The sequence below is a fragment of the Streptomyces poriferorum genome (assembly GCF_019399235.1).
In the GTDB taxonomy this organism is placed as follows: Bacteria; Actinomycetota; Actinomycetes; order Streptomycetales; family Streptomycetaceae; genus Streptomyces; species Streptomyces poriferorum.
In genome coordinates this window covers 1-2,904 of record NZ_JAELVH010000484.1, presented here as the reverse complement: position 1 = coordinate 2,904, position 2,904 = coordinate 1, and the positions used below count along the sequence as shown (strand labels likewise).

Annotated in this window: 2 protein-coding genes; one reads left to right on the top strand and one right to left on the bottom strand. The window is 70.6% G+C overall.

What is annotated here, in order from left to right; all coding sequences use genetic code 11:
* Nucleotides 1–83 precede the first annotated feature (83 nt).
* Nucleotides 84–1,232 carry a lipid-transfer protein gene (locus JGS39_RS38760; protein WP_219574464.1) on the bottom strand — a complete coding sequence of 383 codons (1,149 nt, stop codon included), beginning with the start codon at nt 1,230–1,232 and terminating at the stop codon, nt 84–86.
* A 113-nt stretch (nt 1,233–1,345) separates the two neighbouring features.
* Between JGS39_RS38760 and JGS39_RS38755 the strand changes: the two genes are divergently transcribed.
* Nucleotides 1,346–2,902, top strand: a complete 1,557-nt coding sequence (locus JGS39_RS38755; RefSeq protein ID WP_219574463.1) for a FadD3 family acyl-CoA ligase — start codon at nt 1,346–1,348, stop codon at nt 2,900–2,902.
* Nucleotides 2,903–2,904: the final 2 nt, after the last annotated feature.

The window sequence follows — 2,904 nt, the reverse complement described above, 5'->3', positions numbered from 1 at the left end:
CGCCGCGGGCCGCGTACTCCCAGAAGGGCGCGCCGTCCTCGTCGACGACGGGCAGCAGCAGTCCATCCATCTCGGTCAGCTCCTCAATTCCTCAGCAGTACGGCGGACGTGGGGACGCCCTCCCCGGCGGTGACCAGGCAGGTCGAGGCGTCCGGGACCTGGGCGGTGGAGATGCCGCGCAGCTGCTTCACGCCCTCGTTGATGAGGTTGAAGCCGTGCACGTAGCCCTCGCTGAGGCCGCCGCCGCCCGTGTTGATCGGCAGCCGTCCGCCGCTCTCCAGCGCGCCGCCCTCGGTGAACGCGGCGCCCTCGCCGCGCCCGCAGAACCCGTACCCCTCCAGGGAGAGCGGGATGAGCGGAGTGAACGCGTCGTAGATCTGGGCGACATCGACGTCCTCGGGCCCGAAGTCGGCCTGCTTCCAGAGCTGGCGTGCCGCCGTCCAGGCGGGACCGGTGAGCGGGTCGTCGTTCCAGTAGTTGACCATCCCGTGGTGCTGGGCGGGCAGTCCCTGGGCGACGGAGTGGAGGTAGACGGGCTTCTGCCGGCAGTCGCGGGCACGCTCGGCGGAGACGATGACGCAGGCCAGGGCCCCGTCCGTCTCCAGGCAGTTGTCGAAGAGGCAGAGCGGCTCGCTGATCCAGCGGGAGGTCATGTACATCTCGCGGGTCAGCGGGCGCTCGTACATCACGGCGGCGGGGTTCTGGTTGGCGCGGTTGCGGCAGGCGAGCGCGACGTTGAAGAGGTGGTCGCGGGTCGCCCCGTACTCGTGCATGTACCGCCGGGCCAGCATCCCGATCTCGTCGGCGGGCCGCAGCAGTCCGTAGGGCCGGGTCCACTGGGCGGGGGTGGGCAGCTGCACGGCGGTGTTCTTCCAGGGCCGCGGCCCCGATCCGCGCTTGCGTGACCGCCAGGCGACGCCCACGCTCGCCTGCCCGGTGGCGACGGCGGACGCCAGGTGCGCGAGGGTCGCGCAGGAGCCGCCACCGCCGTACCCCACCTTGCTGAAGAAGGTGACGTCACCGGCCCCGATCGCCTTGGCGACCTCGACCTCGTCGGTCTCCTCCATCGTGTACGAGGCGAACGCGTCCACCTCCGACGCGGCGATGCCCGCGTCGTCGAGCGCCGCGAGGATCGCCCGGCACGCCAGGGTCTTCTCGGACTCGGGCAGATGCTTCGCGAACTCCGTCTGCCCGATTCCGGCTATCGCCGCCTTGTCCTTGAGCGTCGCCACCCGCCACCTCCCAAGCCGTCATGACTGCTGACAGCGGAGGAGGCTACAGCTAATCTGACGGATAGTCAGCTACGAGGCTGCTACTGCGTTCCGGTTCGACGGGAGGGCACGAGATGCGCGGCGACGAGGAATGGTCCACCGTCCCGAACCTGGTACGGGCGGCGGTGAGACGGTACGGGGAGCGGGAGGCGGTCGTCGAGGGCCGTACCCGGATCACGTACACGGAACTCGGCGAACGTGTGGAGCGTGCCGCCGCCGCGTGCATGGCCTCGGGCGTGGAGCCGGGGGACCGGGTCGCGGTCTGGGCGCCGAACACGCTGGACTGGATCGTCTCCGCACTGGGCGCGGTGACCGCCGGCGCGGTCCTGGTCCCGCTCAACACCCGCTTCAAGGGCACGGAGGCGGCGTACGTCCTGGAGCGGAGCCGCGCGAAGCTGCTCTTCGTCACGGGCACCTTCCTCGGTACGTCGTACGTGGCGTCCCTGCGCCGGGCCGAGATCGAACTGCCGCACCTGGAGCGGGTGGTGGTACTCGCCGACTCCGCCCCCGACGACTACATGACCTGGAAGGACTTCCTGGCGTCGGGGGAGGGGATATCCGCGGAGCAGGTACGCGCACGGGCCGACGCCGTCCCCGCGTCCGCGCCCTCCGACATCATCTACACCTCGGGCACGACGGGCCGCCCCAAGGGCGCGGTCATCAGCCACGCCCAGACGTTGCGCTGCTACGCGATCTGGAGCGAGCTGGCGGGTCTGCGCGAGGGCGACCGCTATCTGATCGTGAACCCGTTCTTCCACACCTTCGGCTACAAGGCGGGCATCATCGCGTGCCTGATGCGGGGCGCGACGATGATCCCGCAGCCGGTCTTCAACGTGGACACGGTCCTCGCCAACATCGCCGCGGAACGCATCTCGGTCCTGCCCGGCCCGCCCACGCTCCACCAGTCCCTCCTGGACCACCCGGCCCGTTCCTCCCACGACCTCTCGGCCCTGCGCCTGGTGGTGACGGGAGCCGCGGTGGTCCCTCTCCAACTGGTCAACCGCCTGCGCACGGAACTGCACATCGACACGGTCCTGACCGCGTACGGCCTCTCCGAGGCGAGCGGCATCGTCACGATGTGCCGCCGAGGCGACCCGGCGGAGGTGATCGCCTCGACCTCGGGCCGGGCGATCCCCGACACGGAACTCCGCGTCCTGGCCGCCCCCGGCACCCCGGGCGAGATCCTGGTCCGCGGCTTCCACGTCATGAGCGGCTACTTCGAGGACCCGGATACCACGGCCGCCACGATCACCTCGGACGGCTGGCTGCACACCGGTGACGTGGGGATCCTGGACGAGGACGGCAACCTGAGGATCACGGACCGGATCAAGGACATGTTCATCGTCGGCGGCTTCAACGCCTACCCCGCGGAGATCGAACAGCTCCTTGGCCTGCACCCGGACGTGGCGGACGTGGCGGTGATCGGCGTCCCCGACCCGCGCCTGGGCGAGGTCGGCAAGGCGTACGCGGTGCGCCGGCCGGGCGCGACGGTGACGGCGGACGACCTGATCGCGTGGTCGCGGCGGGAGATGGCGAACTACAAGGTGCCGAGGACGGTGGAGTTCGTCAGCGAGCTCCCGCGCAACGCGAGCGGCAAGGTGGTGAAGGGGGAGCTGCGGGGGCGGGAGTAGGG